This window comes from Candidatus Woesearchaeota archaeon (genome assembly GCA_030651375.1).
Taxonomy (GTDB): Archaea; Nanobdellota; Nanobdellia; order Woesearchaeales; family UBA12501; genus JAUSFM01.
Map to the genome: position 1 here is coordinate 1 of JAUSFM010000011.1, position 25,476 is coordinate 25,476.

At 45.8% G+C, this 25,476-nt stretch carries 22 protein-coding genes, 2 tRNA genes and 2 rRNA genes; 11 read left to right on the forward strand and 15 right to left on the reverse strand.

Translation table 11 applies throughout. The features are described from left to right. Window positions 1-184: 184 nt before the first annotated feature. Window positions 185-258: transfer RNA gene (locus Q7R76_03375), tRNA-Ala, on the reverse strand. A 122-nt stretch (window positions 259-380) separates the two neighbouring features. Between Q7R76_03375 and sufB the strand changes: the two genes are divergently transcribed. From sufB to sufC, 6 genes are read left to right on the forward strand one after another with little or no spacing between them, the layout of a single operon-like run. Further along, a complete protein-coding gene (gene sufB, locus Q7R76_03380) occupies window positions 381-1,832 on the forward strand; it encodes a Fe-S cluster assembly protein SufB (GenBank protein MDO8642604.1) in 1,452 nt (483 codons plus the stop codon). Between the two features lie 13 nt (window positions 1,833-1,845). Continuing rightward, window positions 1,846-3,015, forward strand: a complete 1,170-nt coding sequence (locus Q7R76_03385; protein MDO8642605.1) for a SufD family Fe-S cluster assembly protein — start codon at window positions 1,846-1,848, stop codon at window positions 3,013-3,015. After that, complete coding sequence (locus tag Q7R76_03390) at window positions 3,012-4,244, forward strand: cysteine desulfurase (GenBank protein MDO8642606.1); 1,233 nt, start codon at window positions 3,012-3,014, stop codon at window positions 4,242-4,244. Before Q7R76_03385 ends, Q7R76_03390 begins: the two co-directional genes overlap by 4 nt. A gap of 4 nt (window positions 4,245-4,248) precedes the next feature. Next, window positions 4,249-4,812, forward strand: a complete 564-nt coding sequence (locus Q7R76_03395; GenBank protein ID MDO8642607.1) for a nitroreductase family protein — start codon at window positions 4,249-4,251, stop codon at window positions 4,810-4,812. A gap of 6 nt (window positions 4,813-4,818) precedes the next feature. Further along, entirely contained in the window at window positions 4,819-5,196 is a 378-nt protein-coding gene (locus tag Q7R76_03400) for an iron-sulfur cluster assembly scaffold protein (GenBank protein ID MDO8642608.1), read from the forward strand. 8 nt (window positions 5,197-5,204) lie between these two features. Further along, window positions 5,205-5,936, forward strand: coding sequence for a Fe-S cluster assembly ATPase SufC (gene sufC, locus Q7R76_03405; GenBank protein ID MDO8642609.1), 732 nt, complete (start codon window positions 5,205-5,207; stop codon window positions 5,934-5,936). On the opposite strand, the gene Q7R76_03410 is transcribed toward sufC, so the two are convergent. The 4 genes from Q7R76_03410 to Q7R76_03425 are packed head-to-tail and all read right to left on the reverse strand — an operon-like array spanning window position 5,933 to window position 9,260. Beyond that, window positions 5,933-6,679: an ABC transporter ATP-binding protein gene (locus Q7R76_03410; GenBank protein ID MDO8642610.1), complete on the reverse strand. Its 747-nt coding sequence runs from the start codon at window positions 6,677-6,679 to the stop codon at window positions 5,933-5,935. The genes sufC and Q7R76_03410 overlap by 4 nt on opposite strands. 1 nt (window position 6,680) lies before the next feature. Then, window positions 6,681-7,457, reverse strand: coding sequence for an ABC transporter ATP-binding protein (locus Q7R76_03415; protein ID MDO8642611.1), 777 nt, complete (start codon window positions 7,455-7,457; stop codon window positions 6,681-6,683). Beyond that, on the reverse strand, window positions 7,454-8,368 hold the full coding sequence (locus Q7R76_03420) for a branched-chain amino acid ABC transporter permease (protein MDO8642612.1): 915 nt from the start codon (window positions 8,366-8,368) through the stop codon (window positions 7,454-7,456). Before Q7R76_03420 ends, Q7R76_03415 begins: the two co-directional genes overlap by 4 nt. Before the next feature lies 1 nt (window position 8,369). After that, on the reverse strand, window positions 8,370-9,260 hold the full coding sequence (locus tag Q7R76_03425; protein MDO8642613.1) for a branched-chain amino acid ABC transporter permease: 891 nt from the start codon (window positions 9,258-9,260) through the stop codon (window positions 8,370-8,372). Between the two features lie 122 nt (window positions 9,261-9,382). Between Q7R76_03425 and Q7R76_03430 the strand changes: the two genes are divergently transcribed. After that, the gene (locus tag Q7R76_03430) at window positions 9,383-9,652 is read left to right on the forward strand and encodes a hypothetical protein (protein ID MDO8642614.1); all 270 of its coding nucleotides are present in this window, start codon (window positions 9,383-9,385) and stop codon (window positions 9,650-9,652) included. A 336-nt stretch (window positions 9,653-9,988) separates the two neighbouring features. On the opposite strand, the gene Q7R76_03435 is transcribed toward Q7R76_03430, so the two are convergent. Both Q7R76_03435 and Q7R76_03440 read right to left on the reverse strand, forming a co-directional pair. Then, window positions 9,989-11,101, reverse strand: a complete 1,113-nt coding sequence (locus Q7R76_03435; protein ID MDO8642615.1) for an ABC transporter substrate-binding protein — start codon at window positions 11,099-11,101, stop codon at window positions 9,989-9,991. A 49-nt stretch (window positions 11,102-11,150) separates the two neighbouring features. Further along, complete coding sequence (locus Q7R76_03440) at window positions 11,151-11,543, reverse strand: transcriptional repressor (protein MDO8642616.1); 393 nt, start codon at window positions 11,541-11,543, stop codon at window positions 11,151-11,153. A 54-nt stretch (window positions 11,544-11,597) separates the two neighbouring features. Between Q7R76_03440 and Q7R76_03445 the strand changes: the two genes are divergently transcribed. The 3 genes from Q7R76_03445 (at window position 11,598) to msrB (ending at window position 14,291) form a co-directional block, all read left to right on the forward strand. Beyond that, window positions 11,598-12,350 carry a ZIP family metal transporter gene (locus Q7R76_03445; protein ID MDO8642617.1) on the forward strand — a complete coding sequence of 251 codons (753 nt, stop codon included), beginning with the start codon at window positions 11,598-11,600 and terminating at the stop codon, window positions 12,348-12,350. Window positions 12,351-12,471: 121 nt separating this feature from the next. Then, window positions 12,472-13,893: a type I glutamate--ammonia ligase gene (gene glnA / locus Q7R76_03450; protein MDO8642618.1), complete on the forward strand. Its 1,422-nt coding sequence runs from the start codon at window positions 12,472-12,474 to the stop codon at window positions 13,891-13,893. A gap of 32 nt (window positions 13,894-13,925) precedes the next feature. Then, window positions 13,926-14,291 (forward strand): peptide-methionine (R)-S-oxide reductase MsrB, encoded by a 366-nt coding sequence (gene msrB / locus Q7R76_03455; GenBank protein ID MDO8642619.1) that lies wholly within the window; start codon window positions 13,926-13,928, stop codon window positions 14,289-14,291. Here msrB and Q7R76_03460 read toward each other — a convergent pair. The 3 genes from Q7R76_03460 to Q7R76_03470 form a co-directional block, all read right to left on the reverse strand. Continuing rightward, the gene (locus tag Q7R76_03460) at window positions 14,278-14,880 is read right to left on the reverse strand and encodes a hypothetical protein (GenBank protein ID MDO8642620.1); all 603 of its coding nucleotides are present in this window, start codon (window positions 14,878-14,880) and stop codon (window positions 14,278-14,280) included. The genes msrB and Q7R76_03460 overlap by 14 nt on opposite strands. Before the next feature lie 111 nt (window positions 14,881-14,991). Further along, a complete protein-coding gene (locus tag Q7R76_03465; GenBank protein ID MDO8642621.1) occupies window positions 14,992-15,366 on the reverse strand; it encodes a type II toxin-antitoxin system VapC family toxin in 375 nt (124 codons plus the stop codon). Continuing rightward, entirely contained in the window at window positions 15,363-15,614 is a 252-nt protein-coding gene (locus Q7R76_03470; protein MDO8642622.1) for an AbrB/MazE/SpoVT family DNA-binding domain-containing protein, read from the reverse strand. The genes Q7R76_03465 and Q7R76_03470 overlap by 4 nt, the downstream gene beginning before the upstream one ends. 179 nt (window positions 15,615-15,793) lie before the next feature. Here Q7R76_03470 and Q7R76_03475 point away from each other — a divergent pair, with 179 nt between their 5' ends. Beyond that, complete coding sequence (locus Q7R76_03475) at window positions 15,794-16,864, forward strand: hypothetical protein (protein MDO8642623.1); 1,071 nt, start codon at window positions 15,794-15,796, stop codon at window positions 16,862-16,864. A gap of 74 nt (window positions 16,865-16,938) precedes the next feature. Here Q7R76_03475 and Q7R76_03480 read toward each other — a convergent pair whose 3' ends face one another. From Q7R76_03480 to Q7R76_03500, 5 genes are all read right to left on the reverse strand, one after another. Continuing rightward, window positions 16,939-19,260 (reverse strand): DUF87 domain-containing protein, encoded by a 2,322-nt coding sequence (locus tag Q7R76_03480; protein MDO8642624.1) that lies wholly within the window; start codon window positions 19,258-19,260, stop codon window positions 16,939-16,941. Window positions 19,261-19,374: 114 nt separating this feature from the next. Beyond that, window positions 19,375-22,706 (reverse strand): 23S ribosomal RNA (locus tag Q7R76_03485). A gap of 200 nt (window positions 22,707-22,906) precedes the next feature. Further along, window positions 22,907-22,980, reverse strand: a tRNA-Ala gene (locus Q7R76_03490). A 142-nt stretch (window positions 22,981-23,122) separates the two neighbouring features. After that, window positions 23,123-24,592 (reverse strand): 16S ribosomal RNA (locus Q7R76_03495). Together the 16S and 23S rRNA genes with 1 tRNA gene alongside form the textbook arrangement of a ribosomal RNA operon. Before the next feature lie 343 nt (window positions 24,593-24,935). Then, window positions 24,936-25,472: a hypothetical protein gene (locus tag Q7R76_03500; GenBank protein MDO8642625.1), complete on the reverse strand. Its 537-nt coding sequence runs from the start codon at window positions 25,470-25,472 to the stop codon at window positions 24,936-24,938. Between the last annotated feature and the right edge of the window lie 4 nt (window positions 25,473-25,476).

Consider the following 25,476-nt stretch of genomic DNA (forward strand, 5'->3'; position numbering starts at 1 on the left):
CAATCTTTTGCTGCGCAAAAGCTTGTATTGTGCCGGGTGGGCTTCGCGTTGCTCATCCCACCGAACACGTTGTGTGGCAAATATGGTTATCGTGTGCGCGAAGCGCCGTTTTTTCCGGAGGAAAAAACGCCGTCCGTCGTCCACAACAGTTTTTTTGCGTTAGCAAAAAAAATGTTGGTTGTTATGGACGCGTCGGGATTTGAACCCGAGGCCCCAACGTTGCGAACGTTGTGCTCTACCAGGCTGAGCTACGCGCCCAATAAGAACGTGCGTATAACAAGAGGTTTATAAAGCTGGCGGCGCAGCAGTACCGTTAATTCGTCCGTAACCTTTATATACAATCCGTCGTTTTCTTAACTATAGTTAAGTTTGAGGGGAACATGACACAAATAACCCAGTTAGTGCCCAACACCAAAACAGCAACATTCGAAGACATGAAAACATTCGAAATCAATAGGGAGACCTATGACCATTTTAATGAGGAAAATCTCACGTTCAAGGCAGAGGAGGGCATCACTGAAGAATTGGTGTATGTTATCTCAAAACAGAAAAACGAGCCGGACTGGATGCTGCAAAAGCGGCTCGAAGGGCTGCGATTATTCCACCAACTAAAAATGCCTGACTGGGGCCCGTCACTGAACGAACTCGACCTTTCAAAAATTCATTTCTTTGTGCTGCCTGATGCAAAACAAAATGCGCGCACGTGGGATGATGTGCCTGATGACATCAAGAAAACATTTGACAAGCTCGGCATCCCTGAAGCGGAAAAAAACGCGCTCGCTGGTGTGGGCGCGCAATACGAATCACAGGTAGTCTATCACAATCTAAAAAAAGAATGGGAAGACCAAGGTGTTGTATTTCTGGACTGTGATGAAGCGCTCCAAAAATATCCTGACCTCGTGAAAAAATATTTCATGACAACCTGTGTTCCAACGGGGCTCCATAAATTCGCAGCGCTCCACGCAGCGGTCTGGTCAGGAGGAACATTTATTTACATTCCCAAGGGGGTCAAACTCAAAAGCCCCTTGCAGGCATACTTCAGAATGAACGCAAAAAAAGGAGGACAATTCGAGCACACGCTCATCATTGTCGATGAAGGAGCAGAAGTGCAGTACATCGAAGGATGTTCTGCACCATCATACACGGAAAATTCCCTGCACGCCGGCTGTGTTGAAATTCACGTTCTCAAAGGCGCACGCGCGAGATACTCAAGCATTGAAAATTGGAGCAGGAATACCTACAACCTTAACACCAAGCGTGCAGTGGTGTATGAGGACGGAGTGATTGAGTGGGTCAACGGCAACATGGGCAGCCATGTGACCATGCTGTACCCATGCTCAATTCTTCTTGGCGACCGTTCAAAATCAGACTTTATCGGCATCGCCTTTGCAGGCAAAGGACAAAATCAGGACACGGGCTGCAAGACAATTCATGTCGGAAAAAACACGGGCTCAACCATCCTGTCAAAATCTATCAGCAAAGAAGGAGGCATCACGAGCTACCGCGGCTTGTTAAGCATCAAGCCCAGCGCAAAAAACGCGACCTCAAGCGTGAAGTGCGACGCGCTGATGATGGACAGCGAATCACAATCAAACACGTACCCGTACATGGACATTAAAGACAGCAGCGCCGAAATTGCGCATGAAGCAACCGTCGGAAAAATTAGCGAAGAACAAATTTTTTATCTCATGAGCCGCGGACTTGATGAAGACACCGCAACCCAAATGATTGTGTCCGGCTTTATTGAGCCGATTGTCAAACAACTCCCTTTGGAATATGCCGTCGAGCTGAACCGACTCATTGAATTGGAAATGGAAGGCTCGCTCGGATAATTCTGGTGACACTATGCACACAAAGATATCGCCCTTTTTTGAAAACGAACCGGAATGGCTTGTTCGATACCGACAGGACGCAAGAGAAAAAATAATCAAGACCGCTCTTCCATTATTTCGCCACGGATTGAGCATTTCGATTGATCCAATGTTTGACTTTGAGAGGATTGTGACAAAGCAGATAACACCGCACAGGATTATCAAGGTGAATACTGGAAACGCGCAGGTGTTTGAAGGCGCGGAAGTCTTTTCCAGTCCCTACACTGCTTTTCTTGCTTCTTTTTTTAGTGATGAATGGAAAGACGCTGACGACGAAAACAAACTGTATTATCTCAATCAAGCGGGAATGAACGACTTTGTGTTGATTGTACTGCCCAAAAACAGCGAACAAACACAATCGATCGAAATCAATACGGACATCATCGAAACACCCCACATAACAACCATTCTCATTCTCGCCGAACAACAGAGCAAGGGAAAAATAGTCATCACCAAAAAATACGAAACCGATGGCTACTGCGCAGAAACCATTCGCGCCATCGCACAACAAGGAAGCACGGTGGAAATCATCACGCTTGAACACGGCACGGGAAAAAGCATTGCCATTGAAAAACGAAAAGCACGTGTGCACAAAAATGCAACTGTTAATTGGGTTGATGTTCGCCTCGGAACTGAATACACCAAAAACGAGATTGTGACATCACTGGCTGAAGAAGGCGCTTCGACAAAAAATACCGTGCTCTATCTTGCCCGCCACAAACAAAAATATGATATTTTTACCTCGTCACGCCACGATGCACCCCGCACCACTTCAGATATTTTCACCCGCGGCGTGCTCAACGATCAATCAAAAGGACTTAGCAGGGGACTTGTACATATCGGCATAAACGCAGCCGGCTCCAACGGATACGAAAAACAAGACGCCCTGCTTTTGAGTGATACCGCAGAAGCAGATGCCATTCCCAATCTTGAAATCAACAACCATGACGTCAAGTGCAGCCACGGCTCAACCGTCGGCCCCATTAACCCGGAAAAAATGTTTTACCTCATGAGCAAGGGGCTAGGAAAAAAAGACGCGCAACAACTTATCGTTGAAGGATATTTTACACCAGTGATTGAAACATTTACTGATGAGGCGCTCAAAGAAAAAGTGCGGGAAACTATACGCGAGGCGCTGGCATGATAACCGACCAACAAACCCAAGAGCTGCGCAAAGACTTCCCACTCTTGCGAACGAAAATGAACGACAAGAAGTTGGTTTACTTAGACAATGCTGCGACCACCCAAAAACCAAAACAGGTCATCCAAGCAATCAAAGAATTTTATGAAAAAGACAATGCGAATATCCACCGTGGTATTTACACGTTGAGTGAACAAGCAACACAAAGGTATGAAGACGCAAAAAAAACAGTCGCTGGATTTATCAACGCTCGGCCAGACGAAATCATCTGTACGAGAAGCACAACAGAATCACTCAACCTGCTTGCCTTCACGCTGCCTGAATTATTCACCGGCAAAGATGAAAGAACCGAAATCGTGCTCACCGAGATGGAACACCATGCGAACCTCGTGCCATGGCAGCAGGTTGCAAAGAGAAAAGGATGGACGCTGAAATTCATTCGGATGAAAGAGGATTTCACGCTTGACTATGAGGACGCAAAGAAAAAGATATCAGAAAAAACAGCGATTGTTTCAGTCGGGCATGTTTCAAATGCACTTGGCACAATAAATGATGTTGAAACGATATGCCGAATCGCGCACGAAAAAGGGGCATTGTTCATTGTCGATGCTGCCCAAAGTGCGCCGCACATGCCGATTGACGCCAAAAAGATTGGCTGTGACTTCCTCGCATTTTCCGGCCACAAGATGTGTGGACCAACCGGTATCGGCGTGCTGTTTGGCAGAAAAGAACTCCTTGAAAAAATGCCGCCATTCAACACCGGCGGTGATATGATTCGAAAAGTCACCTACGAAAATGCTGAATGGAACGACGTGCCGATGAAATTTGAAGCCGGTACACCAAATATTGCTGGAGCAATCGGACTTGCCGCAGCAATCGAGTATCTGAAAAAAATTGGCATGGAAAACATCGAGGCGCATGAAAAAGAACTCTTGAAATACACACTGGAAAAAATAAAAAAAGTAGAGAACATCACCATCTACAACGCAGGCATCGAAAACAGCAGCGGCATCCTCTCGTTCAACTTCAAGAATATCCATGCGCACGACGTCGCCGCGGTATTGAGCGATGAGGGCATCTGCATTCGCGGCGGCCACCATTGTGCCATGCCGCTGATGAACAAGCTCGGCATTGCAGGCACTGCCCGCGCAAGCTTTTATTTGTACAACACGACGAAAGACATCGATAGGTTTATTAATGCACTTAAAAAAATACAAAAACTATTCAGGTGAAACCATGAGAAAAACAGATCATCCAATTGATGAATTATTTGTGAAGCGCTGGTCGCCCCGCGCCATGAGTAATGAACCAGTGAGCAAAGAAGAACTAATGACACTGTTTGAAGCAGCGCGTTGGGCGCCATCATCGTACAACAACCAGCCGTGGCGATTTGTGTATGCGCTGAAAAACACGCCGCACTGGGACACGCTGTTTAACCTGCTGGTTGACTTCAACAAGGGCTGGTGCAAAAATGCTGGCGCGCTCGTCGTCATTATTTCAAAAAAAACATTTGACCACAATGGAAAGCCAGCACGCACCCACAGCTTTGATACCGGCGCTGCGTGGGAAAACCTTTCATTGCAGGGCACGCTAAAAGGGCTTGCAGTACACGGAATGGAAGGATTTGATTACGACAAGGCACACAAAGAATTGAAGATTCCAGATGACCACACTATTGAAGCGATGTTTGCAGTTGGTAAACACGGCAGAAAAGAAGATCTTGCTCCTGAAATGCAGAAGGGGGAAGCACCGAATGACCGCAAGAAAGTGACTGAATTCATTTTTGAAGGAACAATGTGAATGACTATGGAAGCAACACTCGCACGAGAACTGTATCAGGAACATATCATTGACCTGTTCAAGCACCCGCATAATTTTGGCATGTTGCAGGAAGCAACGCACTGCCACACGGAAAATAATCCGCTATGCGGTGATGAAGTAACCATGCAGGTGGTGATGAAAAACGAAAAAATTGAGAATGTTCGTTTTACGGGCCATGGCTGTGCGATTTCAACGGCATCGGCATCGCTTGTCACCGACAAGGTAAAGGGAATGAGCAAAACCGACGTCGTGAAAATGACCACTGGTGACGTCTTAGAAATGCTCATGATTCCTATCGGCCCGGTGCGACTGAAGTGCGCGTTGCTGGCGCTGGAAACAATTCAGAAAACAGTACAGATGTGAACATGGCACTGCTTGAAATAAAAGATTTGCACGCCGCCGTGGACGGCAAAGAGATACTCAAAGGAGTAAACCTCACGCTTGAACTCGGAACCATCAACGCGCTCATGGGGCCAAATGGTTCAGGAAAAAGCACGTTGTCGAATGTACTAATGGGCCACCCAAAATATAAGGTAACCAGCGGCAAGATATTTTTTAACGGTGAGGAGATGACTGAACTGTCACCGGATGAACGGGCGAAGAAGGGATTATTTTTGTCATTCCAGTACCCCTGCGAAATTCCCGGTGTGACGATTTCAAATTTCTTGCGGAGTGCACTAAATAGTGTCAAAAACAAAAAGATTTCAGTCCTCGATTTCAAGAAATTGCTGCATGAGAAAATGGAGCTGCTGAAGATGGACAAAAATATCGCGACGCGATATTTGAATGAGGGTTTCTCTGGGGGCGAGAAAAAACGGGCGGAGATACTTCAACTTGCAGTGCTCGAGCCAACGCTTGCGATACTGGATGAAACGGATTCAGGGCTTGATATTGACGCACTACGCACGGTTGCTGAAGGCGTCAACAAATTCATGACGCCGGAGAAATGCATTTTGATTATCACGCATTACAAACGGATTCTTGAATATGTCAAACCTGACAAATTATTTATTATGGTTAATGGAAAGATCGCATTATCGGGCACCGGCGAACTGGTTGACCAGCTCGAAGAGAAGGGTTATGGATGGATTGAGGAGGATTAAGCCCCGCCCAAATACAGCTTCGCCACGCGCTTGTCGTGCAGTAATTTTTTCGCGTCGCCCGACAAACGGTTTTTTCCCAATTCCAAAACGTAGGCATAGTGCGACAAGGCAAGGCTCAGCCGCGCATTCTGTTCAACAACCAGAACAGAGATGCCATCCTTCCGGTTTATTTCAACAATTTTCTTGAAAATCTGCTGTTTCAGATGGGGACTTAAACCGAGAGAAGGTTCATCAAGCAGCAACAAGCGCGGCTTCATCAACAATGCACGCCCCATCGCAAGCATCTGCTGTTCGCCGCCGGAAAGAAGGCCTGCTTTTTTGTTCTGCCGTTGGTGAAGTAGGGGAAAGCGTAAAAAAATTTCTTCGATTTCTTTTTCAATCGGCTCGTCGCGGATGTAGGCGCCCAGTTCTAAATTCTCACGCACTGTGAGGTTCGGAAACACACTTCTCCCCTGCGGCACAATAGCTATACCATGACGGACAATTTTATCGGGCGCACATGTTCGAATGTGCTTTCCGTCAAAAATAATATTGCCATGATTTTTCTTGACCAGCCCAAAAATATTTTTCAGCACGGTCGATTTTCCCGCGCCATTCGGGCCGATGATGCAGACCATCTCGCCCGGATACACTTTCAGTGAAACATCATGCAAGACTTGTACGCGATCGTACCATGCGTCGAGATGAGCAATCTCAAGCAATGGTTTTCCCGTTCGTTGTTGTTTTTGGTTTGTTTTTTTCATCTTACGTCACAATTTTTGTGTCAATGCCGCCAAGATAAGCGTCCAGCACTTTTTTATTTTTCCGCACCTGCGCGGGAGTTCCAACTGCAATTTCCTTGCCATAGTCCAAGACGACAACGGTGTCGCACAGACCCATGACAAATTCCATGTTGTGCTCGATGAGAAGTATTGTTTTTCCCTGACGCCGCAGTTTTTTCAGCAGCTCGCTGATTTTTGCGAGCATTGTCAGATTGACGCCAGCAGCCGGCTCATCAAGAAGCAGAATTTCAGGCTCGCCAACTAATGCGCGTGCAATCTCAAGCAGTTTTTGCTGGCCGTAGCTCAAATTTTTTGCCAGCTCATCTTTTTTTGCCGTAAGCCCGACGAATTCCAAGAACGACATGCACTGTGTTTCGTGCTGGCGCTCTTCAGCAGCAAGCGAAGGGATGCGAAAGAGCGCATCGGCAATTCCTTCACGCTCATTTTTTCGCCCGAGCATCATGTTATCAATGACGGTCATGTTTGGAAACAGGCGAATGGATTGAAAAGTTCTGCTGATGCCCCGGCGTGCAACGCTGTCAGGGGAACTACCGCCAATCGCAACGCCGTCGAGCAAGACGTGCCCGCTGGTCGGAGTAAGAAAGCCAGTGATAATATTGAAAACGGTTGTTTTCCCCGCACCATTCGGCCCGATGAGGCCGACAATTTTTCCTTCAGGAACAGAAAAAGAACACGCGTCAACGGCTTTGATGCCGCCGAAATCTTTTGAAAGATGGCGTACTGTAAGGATGTTTCTCATGCAGACACCCCCCGCACTCGGTGCCACCAGTGCAGGATTTTTTTTCGAAGCGAGCCCTCGCTAACAAGTCCATTTGGTCTGAAATGCATCATCAAAATAAGTATAACGCTGTAGATAATGTCCCGCAGTGCTGCCATGATATCCGTTGGCAATTTGATGAAACGCAGAGGTTCAGGAAGAATAACGAGAATAATCGCACCGATGATGGAACCGGCAAGACTGCCCATGCCGCCGAGCACAACCATGGCAACCATGAGCACGGTTTCAAAAAAGGAAAAGGTTGTCGGATCAATGAAGGTGATGTAGTGCGCATATAAGCTGCCGGCGACACCGGCAAACGCTGCGCCAATCGTCAGCGCAAACAGCTTGTACCTGACGACGTTTTTACCGAGGGACTGCGCGGCAATTTCGTCTTCGCGGATTGCGCGCAGCACGCGGCCGAAGGGCGAATGGACAATGCGGTGAATCAGAAAGACAACAATACTGGTGACAACAATCGCGAGGATGAGAAAATCCTGCGTGTCAGTAAACCGGAAACCAAATAATTCCGGCTTGGGAATGCCGGGAATACCGAGTGGTCCGCGTGTAAGAGACGACCAGTTTTTCATCAGCGAACGAACAATTTCACCAAAGCCCAGCGTTGCAATCGCCAGATAATCACCGCGCAGCCGCAGGCAGGGAATACCGATCAAAAGGCCGGCAACTCCCGCAAGTACCACACCGCCGGCGAGTGAGGCGAGCCATGAAAAGCCCAGCACTTTTGCCAACAATGCAGAGGTGTACGCGCCAATGCCGAAAAACGCGACGTGGCCGAGGTTGAGCATGCCCGTGAATCCGAGAATGATATTCAAACTGGCGCTGAGTATCACATAGATACAGATGAGGATGCCGAGGTGTTCAAAATATCCCATGCTATGCCTCGTTTTTCCGCACGTCGGTTTCTTTTGACTCGCCGAGAATGCCGGTGGGCTTGAAGATAAGCATGATAATGAGTATAAGGAATGAGATTGCAGGTTTGTAGCCAGACGGGATGAACCAAATACCAATATTTTCTGCAAGGCCAATAACAAAGGCGCCAAGCACGGCGCCATGAATGTTCCCAATACCGCCGACAACCGCTGCACTAAATGCGGCAATGCCCAACGCCACACCCATCGTCGGCTGAATCGTTTGCTCGACGCCGATAAGCACACCGGCAAGCGCTGCCAGTGCAGAGCCAAGCGCGAAGGTGAACATGATAACTCTATCAACATTGATGCCGAGGGTTAATGCAAGTGAAAGGTTGTCGGTTACTGCCCGCATTGCCTTGCCCATTTTTGTGTATTTCAGGAAGAGGAAAAGAAATGCCAAGACAATGGCGGTGGTGACGATGATAACGAGTTGATGGTTCGTGACCATTGCGCCGAGAATTTCACGGCCCACCGTCACATTGCCGGTGCGCAGTGTTCGAATGTCACCACCCCAGATGATAAGCGCAACGCTCTGCAGCAGCAATGACATCGCCACTGCCGTAACAAGCGGCGCAATTTTCCCGGAAAACCGCAGCGGACGATATGCAACGCGCTCGATGATGATTCCCAGCAATGCTGCAAGTGCCATGGCAATAACCGCTGCCATCCATAACGGAAGCGCAAAGACGTGCACACCCGTGTACGCAAAATACGCACCCATCATCAAAATTTCTCCGTGTGCGAAATTAATGAATTTCAGAATGCCGTACACCATCGTATAGCCAAGTGCCACGAGCGCATAAATAGCTCCTGCAATGATGCCGTTCGCAATGAGCTGGGCGAGGAGAGACATGAATACGTTGGTTTAGAAGCCGGTTTAAATAGTTTTTGAAGGAGATTAAGTTTGAGATGATCCTTGAAAAACAGAAATGAACTGTCAAAAGATTTATATAACTCCTGAATATTTTCGGTTGGATGAGTAATAAAGAAAAAACAAAAATGAGTTTATGGAGTAAGATATGGAAGAGTCTAGCTGCTCTAGCCATAGTGTATGGTTTACTTAGTATAACTGGATTGACCATAAAATTTGACCTATGGATATTTGTGTTGGTAGCAGTAATATTCTTTGCAGTCTATTGGCATTTACTTGAGCAATTAAAGGATAAAATTGATTTTATCAAAAAATATTTTTTAGAACTTCAAAAAGACATAAAATATATAAAAACAAAGATAGATAACAAGTGATTATAATGACCTTATCCAAAAAAGCAAAATTAAATCTTGTAGCTAATTTGAAAGAGATAATTCTAGCTGCTTTACTGTTGTACATACTGTGGGCAATTATAAAGACACTTTATCTTGGTGGATAGAAAAACTGATCAGTATATCCTCAAAAGGTGATGAGCAATGCAGATACCAATAGAACTAATAACATTTCTGATTACAATAATAGTTGGAGGATATCTGATACTCAAAGTAAGATCTATATTAAAACGGAAGATAGCAGAATATGTGAAGCAAAAGTACCAGAGATAGAAACAATGCTCAGAAGAGAAAGAAAATAAAAAAATAATTAAAAGTTTATTCCTGCTTCACAAATTTGCCATCCTTAACGACGAAGAGGTCGTAGGATTTTTCTACTTCACCGAATTCATCGAATTCAAAGGTCCCTGATACGCCGTTGTATTCGCCCATCTGGTTGAGGTAGTCTTTGATGGCTGATCCTGTGCAGTCGGTCTTGGCGCAGGCATTCAGCAGAATCATCGTTGCGTCCCATGTTTCAGGGTTGTACGCTGATGAATCCTTGTTGTATTTTGCCTTGAATTTTTCATTCAGCGCCGTGAGTTCTGCAGATTCAGGAACCGCAGGCAGCGTCACGGTAAATCCTTCAGCCGCGTCGCCCGCATTCGTGAGCACGGTGTCGTCTTTGGACGCATCCGCACCAACGAGTGTTGCCGTAATGCCAAGTTCTTTAATCTGCTTGAGCACAATGGGCGCTTCGGCAGGGAACAGAGGCATATAGATTGCGTCGGGATTGAACTCTTTTATTTTGGTCAGCTGGGTACGTACATCGTTACTGCCCGGCTCAAGAGACTCAACCGTTACATCAAGGCCAAGCTTTTTTGCTTCGTTAACAAAGACACCGCTGATGCCAACGCCCCAGTCGTCATTTCTAAACAAGACACCAACTTTTTTGGCGCCTGATCCCTTGACTAATGCAGCTGCCTTTTTCCCTTGGCCAGCGTCAGAAGGCACGACACGGAAGACATAGTCTCCTGCATCTTTTATTTTCGGGCTTGTCGCACCGTAGGAAAGCATAACAACCTGTGCCGGCTCTGCAATCGGCGCAGTGGCGAGCAATGCAGACGAGCACAGCGTTCCAATTATTGCGGATACTTTGTCCTGATCAATCAATTTCTGCGCAACAGTCGTCGCGGTTTTTCCTTCACAGCGGTCGTCTTCAAAAACAATGTCTATTTTCTTGTCGCTGTTTGCATTGAATTCCTCCAATGCCAGTTCTGCTGTTTCTCGGTTCGGAACACCGATGGACGCGGCATCACCGGTCTGCGGGCCCATGAAGCCGAGCTTGTAATTTTGCGTGGTGACTTCACTGCGTTTCTGCACTGTGCATCCTGTGAGCAGGAGCAGCAGGGCAACAGAAACAATCATCAGAAAAGAATGTTGTTTGTTCATTGTTCAAACCCCCCATGTTGATTAATGAGGGAATAAAGTAATGCTGGATTTATAAAGATTGTTGTGAAACGATTGATTGGCACTCCTCACAAATGCCCGTAACTTCAATCTGAAAATGGCAAATGCTTCCTTTGAGTTTGTTTTGCAGAAAACCAATATCCTTCACGGCAAAGTGAGAGGTGGCGCCGCATTTTTCACAGATAAAGTGGCAGTGGCTGGTAAAGGTAGTTGAGTAGATTATTTTTCCATTGCATGAAAACGAGCACAGTGTGCTGGCGGCCTGTGACTCTTTCAAAAAACGGTACACAGTTGCTATGCCGATATCGGCATCCCTGCGGTGTGCCTTTTTGAATAAGTCAGGGGCAGTGAAAAAAGCATGCGTACCGCTGACCAGCGTCGTGAGCAGCTGTTTCTGTTTTGTTTTCCGCGAGATTCTGCCCATTATTGATACTGAATATCAGTAATATTTAAAAATATCGGTTTCTTACGAGTAGGTATGGCATCCATCTGGGTATACACGATCATCAGCGTTCTGGTAGTCAGCCTTATTTCCCTCGTCGGGTTGATAACACTGGCGATTACATCCAACCGGCTCAAAAAAGTGCTTATTTACCTCGTCAGCTTTGCTGCGGGCGCCTTGTTCGGAGACGCGTTCCTCCATCTCCTTCCGGAAGCTGTGGAACATGCAGGGGGCCTCACCGTGCAGTTGTCGCTGTATGTACTCGGCGGCATTGGACTTATGTTTGTTGTTGAGAAGGTTATCCGCTGGCGACACTGCCACATCCACATGGAAACCGCGCATCACCACCCGTTCGCGCTCATGAACCTGTATGGAGATGCGGTGCATAATTTTATCGACGGCCTCATCATCGGCGCGAGCTACCTTGCCAGCATCCCGGTGGGGATTACCACCACCATCGCCGTCATTCTCCACGAAATTCCGCAAGAGCTCGGCGATTTTGGCGTGCTGCTCCACGGCGGATTTTCCAAAATGAAAGCGTTATTTTTTAATCTCCTCACTGCGCTCACTGCAGTTCTGGGCGCAATAATTGCGCTCTTGTTGAGCGGATCAGCAGAGAATCTCACCGCGTTTTTCATTCCGTTTGCTGCAGGCGTGTTTATTTACATCGCCGGCTCTGACCTGATTCCAGAACTGCATAAGGATGCCGGAGCAAAAGAATCGCTGCTGCAATTCTGCGCGTTTGCCGTGGGTATTGGCTTCATGGCACTGATGCTGTTGATGGAGTAGGCATCACATCGTCACCTGATACTGTTCTTGTCCATCGTATCTATTCCAGAATACATATACGAGGCAAACAAATTTTATATAAACAGGTAACGGAATGTAGAAAAAAACAGGTGGTGATAGTATGTCTGATGTTCGAACGGTTCTTCAAAAAATAAAAAATGAAAATCTCGACATGGTTGACGTCAAATTCGTTGACCTCCATGGTATTTGGCAGCATTTTAGCATTCCGGCAACTGAATTGAGCGAAGACACCTTTGAAAACGGCCTTGGCTTTGACGGCAGTTCCATTCGCGGGTTTCAGGAAATCAATGAAAGCGACATGCTCCTCATGCCCGACCCTTCAACAGCCTTTACCGATCCTTTCTCCTCAAAAACGATTAGTCTTATCTGCACAATAAAAGATCCAGTCACCAAAGAAAAATATTCACGCGACCCGCGGTACATCGCCGAGAAAGCAGCAGAGCACCTCAAGAAAACCGGCGTTGGTGACATCAGCTACTGGGGGCCTGAAGCGGAATTTTTTATCTTCGACAGCGTACGCTACAGCCAGAATGAGTATAGTTCTTGTCATGCCATCAATTCTGAAGAAGGGATTTGGAACAGCGGCAGAGAAAACGAAAAAGACAATCCAAACCTCGGCTTCAAAATCCCCCACAAACAAGGATATTTTCCCGTGCCGCCCAGTGACACGCTGCAAGAGCTGCGCAATGACATCATCCGAACAATGATACGATGCGGCATTCACATTGAAGTGCACCACCACGAAGTCGCCACCGCTGGCCAGTGCGAGATTGATATGCGCTTTGATTCGTTGGTGCAGATGGCAGACAAGCTGATGCTGTACAAGTACATTGTCAAAAATGTTGCACGATCCCACGGCAAGACCGCAACGTTCATGCCGAAGCCGATTTTCAACGACAACGGCTCGGGCATGCACTGCCACCAGAGCATCTGGAAAGACGGCAAAAATGTGTTTTTTGATGCACAGGGATATGCAGGCATCAGCCAGACCGCGAAGTGGTACATCGGCGGCCTGCTGAAACATGCGCCGGCGCTGTGCGCTTTCATCGCGCCGGGCACCAACAGTTACAAACGGCTCGTGCCGGGTTTCGAAGCGCCGGTGAATCTGGTGTACAGCCAGCGCAACAGAAGCGCCGCAGTGCGAATTCCTTTATACTCGCAGAGTGAAAAGGCAAAGCGCATTGAATTCAGGACACCGGATCCCAGCTGCAATCCGTATCTTGCGTTCGCGGCCATGCTGATGGCCGGGCTTGATGGAGTGAAAAACAAAATTGATCCGGGCGAGCCAACCGACGTGAACCTGTACGAGCTTGAAGGAGAAGCCGCGGCAAAAATAAAATCAGTGCCCAGCTCACTGAAAGATGCGCTCGAAGCGCTCAAGGCAGACCACGCCTTCCTGCTCGACGGAGGGGTGTTCACCAAAGACCTGATTGATACATGGATCAAATTGAAGACTGAAGAAGTGGACGCGATACGGCTCCGGCCGCATCCGTGGGAGTTCCACTTGTATTATGATGCATAACATTTTTATTCTTATTCTTCTTTTTTATATCCATGAAAAAACCAACTCCTGCCCAATGCCACATCCTGTATGAGAAAGGCACCGAGCCTGCATTTTCAGGAAAATTTGTGGACAACAAAAAGAAAGGAACGTACACCTGTGCAGGATGCTCCAGTGAATTATTTTCTTCTGACACAAAATTCGATTCCGGCACCGGCTGGCCGAGCTTTTTTGACGCGAAGAATAAAAAAGTAAAACTTGAAAAAGACACGAGCCACGGCATGGAACGCGTTGAAGTGTTGTGTGCGAAATGCGGCGGCCATCTGGGCCACGTGTTTGACGACGGGCCGAAGCTGACATTCAAGCGGTATTGCATTAATTCTGGAGCGCTGGAGTTTGAAGAAGCTAAGACACATTGAGCAAATAAGCACTGGCATCTGCAATAGGCGTACCGCGCTCTAATTGGCGTGCACGTATCTCTCTTTCTGAAGCAAGGGCAAGCATGGTGCCCGGTTTTTTTAATTCTGTGCGGAGATACTGTTCATATTCCGGAACAAAACGAACTTCAAATATTTCACCCAAACGATTAGTTGCATGGATAGCAACACCTTCGCGAATAGTAGTATAATGGTCACAAATTCGCTGCACGCGCTCAACCTGAAGAGCGTCGTCTGAAAAATCAGGCAGACCATAGCAGGTTAATTCTTCACGAAGTTCACGAACAGGTGATGTTTCTCTTTCCTCACCACGTCTGTACCAGTCTTTAAATGCATGAAAATTTTCTGGAGGAAGATACAAACGAAGGTCGTTTGTTTCTGGCTTTTCAAACTCTGCGTCAATGCTTTTTAAGAACGGGCGCGCAGACTCATGAAATTCCAATGCGCCGCCCAGCGGCGCAAATTCGAGTATGCCTTGAATTCGACGTGAGCTTGTCAGGTCAAGAAGCAATCTGCCATCAAGGCCAATGCGGCTCCATGCCACGGCACACACGCGAACGAGATCGGACATACGGAGAAGCAAATAGCCGACGGTATTTAAACCTTTCTTTATAAAGAAGCCGAAACAGACAGAGAAACGATACCGCATTAATTCGGGGGCGCTGGAGTTTGAAGAGAAGAATTAATACGGCATTCGCACGTGTAGTTTTGGAACCACCTGAAAATGTTTTATATTTTTTGTCAGAAGTTCAGCATCATAAACAAGTGCTGTCGCGGCGATTAATGCATCAGGAAGAGCGAGGCCATAATCTCGAGACAAATCACCTCCAAGAACCGCAATAGGATTAGTAACCATTATCTTTTCCCAGCGGTGTAGAAAATGGAGCGTGAATTCTTTTTTTCGTGCATCGGCACACTCTTTCCCGGCAATAAGCTCGGCTTCAGTAATTGCAGAAAAGATAACATCATCAGCGTCAGCAATGGATTCAAAAAAACGGATGGCAGGAGCATGCTTTCTTAAATGATCGATAAAAATGTTGGTATCAAGGAGCATCATTGAAACTCACGTTTTCTTCGGGGCTCCCATGTTTTTCTCATCCGGTTTTCATATTCAACACCCGTTTCTTTTGTAGTGGTCCATAAACCTGCGGCAGCGTTAATAACGTCTTTGTTCAGTTTGAGGATATCAACGCGGTCACCTTCTATTGCAAAGATGACACTGCCTCCTTCTTCGAGGCCTTTGAGTTCTCGTACATCCTTTGGGATGGTGACCTGCCAGTTCCGAGTTATTTTCGCAATGCCCATAGTAGAGAATATTAGTAATAATTACTATATAAAGTTTGTTATTTTAATGCCTCAAAACTCTTCAACATCCTCAAAGAACCATCCTTCCGGCTCGCCGATAACGCCGGCACATATTAGTAATCATCCATTAGTGGCGAATATAGAAAGGTTTATATACCCCCGTTAGTTTTTCCCTAATTATGAGAATAACCGTCCCAACTCTTGCACTGATTTTTGGATTTATAGCACCGCGTACTTCAGCTTCTGCACCACCCCCACAACACTTGGCTGATGCTGATTCTGCTGTCTTTGCTATGAATCTTGTTACTTCTTGCCGAGAAAATGGATTGAGTGCAGACCAATGCTATGACCTATCGCGGGACCAACACAACGAATGCTCAACAAATTATAATTGTGTGAATCTGGTAAAAGAGCTTGCTCCCCATTGGCTGCCTCTTGCCACTACCAATCACGCAGCGCCAAGTGCTCCAGCGGTTCCTGCAAATGTCCTACCGATAACTCCTCCACCCACCCAACCTGCTGAAATTTCCCATCATACTCTTCCACTTCAATCAATAGATTCTGATCCTTATCAGTCTCTTCGGTTTGAGTCAACACCAACCAACGCAGTACTTACCGTAACAAAATTAACCTACAGTGACGCAAAAGCCAAATTTGACAGCAATGAATCCTACATATTTCAAGATGGGGCTGGTAAAAGCGCACCAGATAATAATCCTGATATTATTGACGGAACAAAGGACGGTATGAATCTTGGAATAAATGGTGAAAGTACCCCGATTAGTCTTGAATTCGGAAATGAGTACCGCGCTCTTCGTGATGAAGTTGTTCAAAAATATTCTGACCAATTAAGAGAAGTTATGATAGGCCAACGTGAGGGAACATTTAACGTGTATAGGGTAAATACCATTCAGGAATTACCGACAGAGGCACAAAAAACCTTAACTGAAGTCATCAAACAAAACATGTCACCCTTTGACAAAAAAACCAATCGCACATGGACTATTGTACTAGCGCAAGATAGCCGAGGCATAGAATATATTGCTGCCGGTTCAGAAGAAAAAGACATAACGAAGTGGTTCTATGCACACAACGAGGGATACGTCACTGATGGAGAACAAGTCAACCTGCTCAATCCAGCGGATTCCACTCAAGAAATGATAAAAAATCTTGTAACGCTCGCCGTTGAAATGGATAACCTACGACAGCGCCAAGACCAACAGACGCTGCATGTTAATTCAGGATTATAATTCTTTCAGAACGAGAATCATTCACTTTGTGGCGGACGAGGATGTGGATCATAACCAGAGGGGATATTTTTTAATTATGCGTCACAAAAGATACATCTGCTCATAACTCCAGTTCGAAAAAATAATAGCTTCCCAGATCTCAAACAGTTTTTGCAGACGCTTTTATTACAACTTTGACATTTTACAATTTCTTTTTTACAGATTTCATTTTTACACCCGGGGCAAGTGCGCATATCTTCTTCACAAACATACTTAGCACATACATGACATTTGACTAAATGTGATTTACATGCCCTCTTTTGACAGATTACACATGAATAACCATGATCTACACAATTTAGTTTAGCACAAGAATAACAAACGTACACATCCTTTTTTATTTTTTTAAAGCAAGTAGAACAATTCCCAAGTTCGTTTATTCCTAACCAATCGTAGTTGATTCTTAATTTTTTAGAATTTTTTTCTGCGTGCAGATTAAACTCAACTGTTGAAACTGGAGCAAAAAGATATTGAACGTCACATATAGAAAACATTTCTTTTTCGGGTTTTATTTCAAAAGAAGTAAGTAGTTTCTCTGATTTGTTCATATAATCGGTTTCAATTTTTTTAATGTATCTATCTTTTTCTAATTCTACCTGTTCCAATAATTTTTTTTGAAATTTTAGAGTTGAGTCAAGTCTGTCAATCTTATTTTGTTTTGAAAGTGATTTATTATCCTCAGACACAATCATCGCGAAGGCGACTTTCTGTTTCCTTAATTGTTGCAATTGTTTTTCTGCTAATCCTCCAGTGAGATTTTTAAAAGCTTCGGTTTCTAATGAAAGTCTTTCTTTAGTTTCTTCAATTTTTAATGCTAATCTTTCTTTTTTATTATGAAATTTATTCAACTTATCTTCCATCTTTTCATTTATTTCAGTTTGTAAAGAATCAAATATATTTTTTAGAACTTCTTTTTTGTTTTTTGAATAAAAATGTGTTGTTTGATGATAGAAATATTGCCCTATTATTTCCCCCATGCTATCGTTAAGTCCTTTTGAAAAAACTGTTTTTGAATCAAGAGTGAGTTCGGCTTTAGGACCATCAATTTCTTTAGTTTCTCCAACAAATTTAATATTTTCGAAAAAGACAACATCTTTATCTAAACGACAAACATATGTTTTTTTAAAATTAATTTCCGGAATATCTTGATGAACATATACGGTTTTAAATAAAAGAAACGGAATAAAATCAATTTTTTTCGATACTAAGTCATATTTAATATCTTTAATATTGAGTATTAATTCACCAAGAATGTGATTGTGATTGAATCGTTCTGTTAATTCACGAAAAACAGGTTCTTGTTTTTTTTCTAATTTTTGTTCTTTGAGATTAGAGAAATATGTCATCATTATTTTGTCAAAACGATTTTCTTTTGATGAGCTTATAAGCATTTCAAGTTGTTTTAATTCACTCAGATCACTTTCTTTACATCTTAATTTTTTAGCGATAAAGTTTCTGTCTAATGGATTTGGAAGGTTGAAAGATATGGTTGTTGCTATGTTAGCAAGTATTTCTCGGCTGAAATCAGCGGGGGTTTGAGACGATATTATAACAGACAGTTTATATTTTCTCGCTTCCCTAAGAAGTGTGTCAACCGGTGAACCTTTGTAAGCTAGTCGATGTGATTCGTCAAGCACTATACAAAGTGGAGTTTCAGAACCTCCTTGTTTATAGAAAAAGTGCCAAAGACCATACAAGATAAATTCAGCAACCGTGATTCTTACCTCTTCTGAAAAAAGATTTTTAAGTTGAAAGGAAATTCGTTTATCGGTATAGTCTTCAAATTTTATTTTTTTAGTTCCAGAAAAAGAAGGATTATTGAATAGAGGATGTAACCTATCAAAAACTGATATTGCCCTGGTTTTTTCTTCTGTCGTTTTTGTATCAGTTTCATATTTTTTAAGAATTTTTTCAACATCTCTAAAAGTTGGGGCATTTTTATTCCATGTTTTTTTATCGTTATTTTTTATGCCTTTTGATTGATAACTTTCTTCTATTGCCCGCATTATTAATCTTCTTTGCCTTACGCCCAAAAGATAGATATTGTCTATTATCTCCGTTATTCGTTCGCTCTGCTCAATTGGACCTATTCCCATAAGGTCTAATGGATTGATAAAATAATCCCCCATAAAATCAATTTTTTCAGCAACATCTCCATATTCATTGTGAAAATCTAGTATTATAAGCGGAACGTTAGAATTTTTCAATGAAAATAAAATTGTTTTTATACAAGAAGTTTTACCTGATCCACTTTGACCAACGATTAACAAATGTTGATTAATTTCTTGAGAAGGATCCCAGTAATAATCTGTTTTTTTCTTTTTTCCCAAATATATTTTCATTTTAGCAGGACCCACTTATTCATAAGGAAGATAGCGTTTAAATACAATAAACCCCTATTTAAACCTTTCTTCAGAACAGCGCTCCCGCTCCTCAGTCAATAAAATAGAAAATAAAAAAAAACCGCGAAGGGTAGAGAAAAAATGAACTTTTAGTAGCGGCTAGCTGAGCGCATCGTTACCTTTGCGCGTACACACCCGCTCTATCAATCCCATCTTCTATGGGAGTTCTATGATGTCTCTTTTCGAGGGCCGCTTCGTGCTTAGATGCTTTCAGCACTTATCGGCATACGGCGTAGCTGCCCGGCCTACCCTATCGGATAACCGGAAGACCAGTGGCCGCGAACCTTCGTTCCTCTCGTACTAGAAGGTCCTTCCCCTCAGACATCCCGCATTTCCAGTAGATATCAAACAAACTGCCTCACAGCGTTCTGAACCCAGCTAACGATCCCTTTTAATGGGTGAACACCCCCACCCTTGCACGCTTCTGCACGCGCGGGATAGGAAGAGCCGACGTCGATGTAGCAAACCGCGCCGTCTATAGGAACTATCGGGCGCGACAACTCTGTTATCCCCGGAGTAACTTTTCTGTCATCAGTAGCCCCCATCAAGGAGGACATACTGGTTCGCTAGGCCACACTTTCGTGTTTGGATTCCTTACTGTTCGGAATCCAATCAGGCTGGCTTATGCCCTTGCACTCCACGTCCGATTTCTGACCGGACTGAGCCAACCTTTGGGCACCGATGATATCGTTTCATCGGTGTGCCACCCCAGCCAAACTGTCCGCCTACCGGTGTCCTCGCATTGCGAGTGAGCAATGCAAGTCATGAAGGATGGTGTTTCATTGTTGTCTACACATGACCTGGCGACCATGCTTTAACGACTCCCATCTACGCTGCACATCACAACTTGCATCACAGCAATAAGCTACAGTAAAGTTTCACGGGGTCTTCGCTTCCCACTGGAAATCTCTGGTCTTTGCACCAGAACAATGGTTTCAGGGGCTTTGAGCTAGGGACAGTGTCGATCTCGTTGCGCCATTCATGCGAGCCGGCATTCAACCGGCAAGGTATTACGCTCATTCTGTTGCTTCACTCCGAAGAGTTACTGACCACCCATTGGATGGCGCGCGCCCATTTCTGAACGCGTCCGTACATCGCTGCACGGGTCGGACTATATCTTACAACCTTTTTGCGCTGCGCGCAAAAAGTTTGCGAACGGAATGACTCCTCGCTTCGCTCGGAGTCATTTGCCTCGCGCTTTCGCGCTCGGCGTTGGCAAACTTGATTGTTCTGGCATATAGTCTCTGAGGATTCTTCTCGATGAGAAGTCTTTCCTGCTGATTATCTCTCCGTGTTGGATTTTCAGAAATTTGTTTTGTCGCCAAAACAAACGACTACCAACATTTTATCGAGACGTTCCAGCATATAGCCAAATTTGTATCCCACGTTTTTCTTTGACGCTTCTGTTTAACACACGGGGCTTAAGGCAACATAATTCACCTTAAGAGAGTTATAGTTACTCCCGCCGTTTACCCGATCTTAGCTCCGTTGGAACAGAGTTTGAATTACGGGCACTGGGCAGACGTCACCAACTGTACACACCCTTACGGGCTAGCAGTTAGTTGTGTTTTTGTTAAACAGTCGGACCAACCTTGATATTGCACCCTGCAATCGCAGACATACATCCACAACCGCAGGGACCCCTTATGCCGAAGGCACGGGGCTAATATGCCGAGTTCCCTTAACCCAATTATTGCCCTGACACCTTAGGTTTCTTACCGAGGGGCACCTGTGCTGGTTCTTGGTACGATTATCGGCGATTTTTCATTGTTCCCTTTTCACGGATTCCAGGCGTTGGCTGAATACTGCATACGCAATACCATTCGAGGATTTCATCACCTTCTCGCCATAACGGCACTCCAATGAGGTATTCCTCTTAGCACAACAGACAAGTCGTGTCAGCTTAGCCCAAAATGTCAGAAACAAAGCTTGTGTTGCCACACATACGCCGATAGTACAGGAATATTAACCTGTTGCCCTTTCCCGAGACTCGAATGACGAGGTCGGTTAGGATCAACTTACCCTTGGCTGAACTGCATTGCCAAGGAACCCTTGCCCTTTCGGTGGCGGTGATTCTCACACCGCTCGGATCTTACTTTCACCAGGATTCTCATCACTGCACGGTCCACACCCCCTCACGGAGATGCTTCTGCCCGAACAGAGAACCTACCTATCACACTCCTTGCGGAGGCCTACAGTATCGGTAACTGGATTAGCCCCGTCCATCTTTGGGACCCATGATCTTGACAAGTAAGCTGTTACGCACTTTTTAAAGGGTGGCTGCTTCTAAGCCAACCTCCTCGCTGTCTTCGACCATAGACACCCTTCACCCGTTCACACTTAACCAGTATTAGGGACCTTAACTGTAGTCTGGGTTGTTCCCCTCTTGGACACCAAGCTTACCCCGGCGCCCCGTCTCCCGGATTCTAAGACGTAGAAACATTTGGAGTTGGACAAGAAACCGACCCCTTTCGAGGCCTCAATCTCCGATCCGTCTCTCTACCGTTCCTACTGTCTCCTCCGAGGCTTGACTACGGCCAACTTCGGTAGGAACCAGCTATCACCGCGCTCGATTGGCTTTTCACCCCTAACCCCAAGTTAGAAGAACACTTGCTCGTAGCACCTCTTCAGGCCTCCACCCGATTTTACTCGGGCTTCACCTTACTCAGGGTTAGATCGCGCGGTTTCGGGTCTGACTCTAGTGACTTGCGGCGCTTTCACACCGTGCCCCTCATTGCTTGCGGGCGTATTGGTTTCCCTATGGATGCTCCTCTGCGGATTATCCTTGCCACTATAATAAACTCCCTGGCACGTTATTCTAAACGGACGCTACAACTTCGAAAAGCAGTAGCATTCTATGCCTATCAGGTTTCAGGTTCTTTGCACTCCCTTTTACGGGTTCTTTGCAACGTTCCCTCGCGGTACTCGTTTGCTATCGGACTCTCTGAATATTTAGGGTTGGAAGTTGATGCCTCCCAGATTCCCGCCTAATATCCGATAGGCGGTACTCAGGATACCATCTCCACCTGCATGTGTTCTGCTACGGGGCTATCACCCTCTTTGGCGTTCCTTTCCAGGAAACTGTGCATCCACATGCTCAGGTTTTAATGATGGTCCTACAACACCACATGCCTTATGCATTTCTGCACAAGATTCGGTTTGCCCAGTGCTGTGTTCAGTCGCCCTTACTAACAGCATCTCGATTGATTTCTTTTCCTGCAGGTACTAAGACGTTTCCATTCCCTGCGTTCCCTCTCCTTTCGGAGTTTGTGAGAAGTCTCATTAGGGGATCTCCGGTTCAACGGCTACGTGCGCCTCGCCGGAGCTTATCGCAGCTTGTCACGCCCTTCTTCGGTTCTGAGAGCCGAGTCATCCACCTGATAGGGTCTCGTTTTTCTCTACCCTTCGCGGTTCATGAACAGAAAGGTGCAATCCGCACGACTCTCGCCGCACGGTCCTCTGTTTCACCAAGATTCGAAACGCAATGTCTCGAACCCGCCTCATATAAGTGATGAGTGGGATATTTTCTGTGATATTTTTCTCGACGTATTCGTCGTCCACAACAGTTTTTTTGCGTTAGCAAAAAAAATGTTGGTTGTTATGGACGCGTCGGGATTTGAACCCGAGGCCCCCCGCTTGCAAAGCGGGTGCTCTACCGAGCTGAGCTACGCGCCCGGATTTATGATGATTGTGAAAATAAAAAAATAGTACAACGCTCGAACAATAAAATATTTTTGTTTTTCTTTTTAGGTCTTTTGAGAACAAAAAGAAAAAAGTGAAAAAAGAAAATTAATTCTTTTTTATAAAAAAAGAAAAAAGGAGGTGATCCAGCCGCAGGTTCCCCTACGGCTACCTTGTGACGACTTAACCCTTCTCACTGAACTCAAGTTCGGAACGACCAAGATGGTTGAGCCTCACTTGAGCCCTGCTCGAGTGGTTTGACGGGCGGTGTGTGCAAGGAGCAGGGACATATTCACTGGACGCTGATAACGTCCGATTACTAGGGATTCCAACGTCATGAGGGTGAATTACAACCCTCAATCTGTACTTGGGTACGGTTTCGAGGATTAGCTTCACCTTTCGGTGTTGCAGCCCATTGTCCATACCATTGTTGCGCGCGTGTAGCCCAGAAGATTCGGAGCATACAGACCTACCGTAGCCTGCACCTTCCTCCCTGTTTCCAGGGCAGTCCCCACAATGTGCACAGTCATCCTAAAGGACCTGTTTGCAATGGTGGATGCAGATCTTGCTCGTTGCCTGACTTAACAGGACACTTTACAGCACGAGCTGACGGCGGCCATGCACTACCTCTCGGCTTGTCTGGTAAAGTCGTCAGCTTGACCATCATCCTGCCGTCGCCTCTGGTGAGATTCTCTGTGTAGAATTAGATTAAACCGCACGCCGCACCCCTTGTAGTGCTCCCCCGCCAATTCCTTTAAGTTTCAGTCTTGCGACCGTACTTCCCAGGCGGCAAACTTAACACTTTCGCTCCGGTACTGCACAAGCATATAGCTTGCGCAACACCTAGTTTGCAGCGTTTACGGCCAGGACTACTCGGGTATCTAATCCGTTTTGCTCCCCTGGCTTTCGTCCCTCACCGTCGAATCCGTTCTAGTCAGACGCCTTCGCCACAGGTGGTCCACTGGGGATTATCACATTTTACCGCTCCCCCCAGCATACCTCTGACTCCTCCCGGTCCCGAGCTTGGCAGTGTTCCCTGCACGTTGTCCTGTTAAGCAGGACAATTTCACAAGAAATTTACCAAGCCGGCTACGGACGCTTTAAGCCCAATAATAGCGATTGCCACTTGTGGCGCTGGGGTTACCGCGGCTGCTGGCACCAGTCTTGCCCACCACTTATTCGCCAAGATTTTTACTCTTGGCAAAAGCCTATGTAAAACATAAGCACTCAGGATTCCCCCATCACACTTGCGTGCAGTGTGGAGTTTTCGCGCCTGCTGCACCCCGTAGGGCTAGGACCAGTATCTCAGTGTCCTTCTCGGGGCTCCCCCTTTCAGGGCCCCTACGGATCTTTGGCTTGGTGAGCCTTTACCTCACCAACTACCTAATCCGCCGCCAACTCATCCTTCAGCATTGCTTTTCGGAAAAGACCCATTCCAGGGATTATTTCCCATCCGGGTTTAGCCTCAGTTTCCCAAGGTTGTCCCAGACTAAAGGGCAGATTATCGACGTGTTACTGAGCATTTTGCCGGTGTCTTGCGACCCCGTGACATGCATGGCTTAATCGAATCCTGATAGCAGCAATCTCCCGCAGGATCAACGGGTATTCTTTGAACGGTTTTTGTAGCGACTGTCTAAACAGCCGCCCCGCGACGTTCGTTACGATCCTGTCGATCTAGAAGACTGAAACTAATTATTTGTCACTATCAAAGTATTTGGTTTCGTTCGAGCGTTGTACCAATACGTGAACGTGACGTCAGGTATTTTCGCAGGATTCCCAGAAGATATGGGAAAAGGGGGTGATATGTGCAAGTGCAGACTAATGGGAAAGTAGGTTGCTTTTAAAGGTTTCGTTTTTGACGAGGATTGTTCGACGAGAAAAAGAGTTCAGTTTTGATTGTATCACTAATAAGGGTAAAAAGGGAAAGAGGAATACCCAACAAATCTATGTCACCGCGCCAAATTCCGGTTTTTGTATGCTGCATCATAGGTAACGTTCTTGCCCAACGGAGAAAACCGGTCTGCTTCAGTCGGATCCCCGAATTCCACCTCGGCAACAACAAGGTCGCGGTCAGCGTAGACGTCAAATTCAATGGTGCGGCCGCGATACGCGCGCTTGATGCGTTGTTTATGGATGCGATGTCCTTCAGTTTTTGGCCAGTGCAATGAAAAAATGTTCTCGGGAATGAGTGTTTCTTTTTCAAATCGACTGCCGAGCTCATTATCTTTGACCGTGAAGAAGTATCTGCCATCGTAGATACGCAGACGAAACTCCGGTTCGCTAATCATGAAGGCCTGAAGAGAAAATAATTGTTCAGCAAGCAGCATGCCCTCTTGATGGAGAAGATATCCTTGGCGGAGTAATAGAGCCTGCGATTTCACGTCAGCAACCAGCGCATCAATGGTTGAGTACAGCTCAAAAAAAGTAGGCGTCGCAAACTCCTGCCCGTTTTCGCGAAGAAGATATTTGCGTTCGATTTCAAACATGAAC

Bases quoted from the DNA above. Each gene is read 5' to 3' on its own strand.
- sufB (MDO8642604.1), top strand. From the start codon at position 381: ATGACACAAATAACCCAGTTAGTGCCCAACACCAAAACAGCAACATTC.
- Q7R76_03385 (MDO8642605.1), top strand. From the start codon at position 1,846: ATGCACACAAAGATATCGCCCTTTTTTGAAAACGAACCGGAATGGCTT.
- Q7R76_03390 (MDO8642606.1), top strand. From the start codon at position 3,012: ATGATAACCGACCAACAAACCCAAGAGCTGCGCAAAGACTTCCCACTC.
- Q7R76_03395 (MDO8642607.1), top strand. From the start codon at position 4,249: ATGAGAAAAACAGATCATCCAATTGATGAATTATTTGTGAAGCGCTGG.
- Q7R76_03400 (MDO8642608.1), top strand. From the start codon at position 4,819: ATGGAAGCAACACTCGCACGAGAACTGTATCAGGAACATATCATTGAC.
- Q7R76_03410 (MDO8642610.1), bottom strand. From the start codon at position 6,679: ATGAAAAAAACAAACCAAAAACAACAACGAACGGGAAAACCATTGCTT.
- Q7R76_03415 (MDO8642611.1), bottom strand. From the start codon at position 7,457: ATGAGAAACATCCTTACAGTACGCCATCTTTCAAAAGATTTCGGCGGC.
- Q7R76_03420 (MDO8642612.1), bottom strand. From the start codon at position 8,368: ATGGGATATTTTGAACACCTCGGCATCCTCATCTGTATCTATGTGATA.
- Q7R76_03425 (MDO8642613.1), bottom strand. From the start codon at position 9,260: ATGTCTCTCCTCGCCCAGCTCATTGCGAACGGCATCATTGCAGGAGCT.
- Q7R76_03430 (MDO8642614.1), top strand. From the start codon at position 9,383: ATGAGTAATAAAGAAAAAACAAAAATGAGTTTATGGAGTAAGATATGG.
- Q7R76_03435 (MDO8642615.1), bottom strand. From the start codon at position 11,101: ATGAACAAACAACATTCTTTTCTGATGATTGTTTCTGTTGCCCTGCTG.
- Q7R76_03440 (MDO8642616.1), bottom strand. From the start codon at position 11,543: ATGGGCAGAATCTCGCGGAAAACAAAACAGAAACAGCTGCTCACGACG.
- Q7R76_03445 (MDO8642617.1), top strand. From the start codon at position 11,598: ATGGCATCCATCTGGGTATACACGATCATCAGCGTTCTGGTAGTCAGC.
- glnA (MDO8642618.1), top strand. From the start codon at position 12,472: ATGTCTGATGTTCGAACGGTTCTTCAAAAAATAAAAAATGAAAATCTC.
- msrB (MDO8642619.1), top strand. From the start codon at position 13,926: ATGAAAAAACCAACTCCTGCCCAATGCCACATCCTGTATGAGAAAGGC.
- Q7R76_03460 (MDO8642620.1), bottom strand. From the start codon at position 14,880: ATGTCCGATCTCGTTCGCGTGTGTGCCGTGGCATGGAGCCGCATTGGC.
- Q7R76_03465 (MDO8642621.1), bottom strand. From the start codon at position 15,366: ATGATGCTCCTTGATACCAACATTTTTATCGATCATTTAAGAAAGCAT.
- Q7R76_03470 (MDO8642622.1), bottom strand. From the start codon at position 15,614: ATGGGCATTGCGAAAATAACTCGGAACTGGCAGGTCACCATCCCAAAG.
- Q7R76_03475 (MDO8642623.1), top strand. From the start codon at position 15,794: ATGAGAATAACCGTCCCAACTCTTGCACTGATTTTTGGATTTATAGCA.
- Q7R76_03500 (MDO8642625.1), bottom strand. From the start codon at position 25,472: ATGTTTGAAATCGAACGCAAATATCTTCTTCGCGAAAACGGGCAGGAG.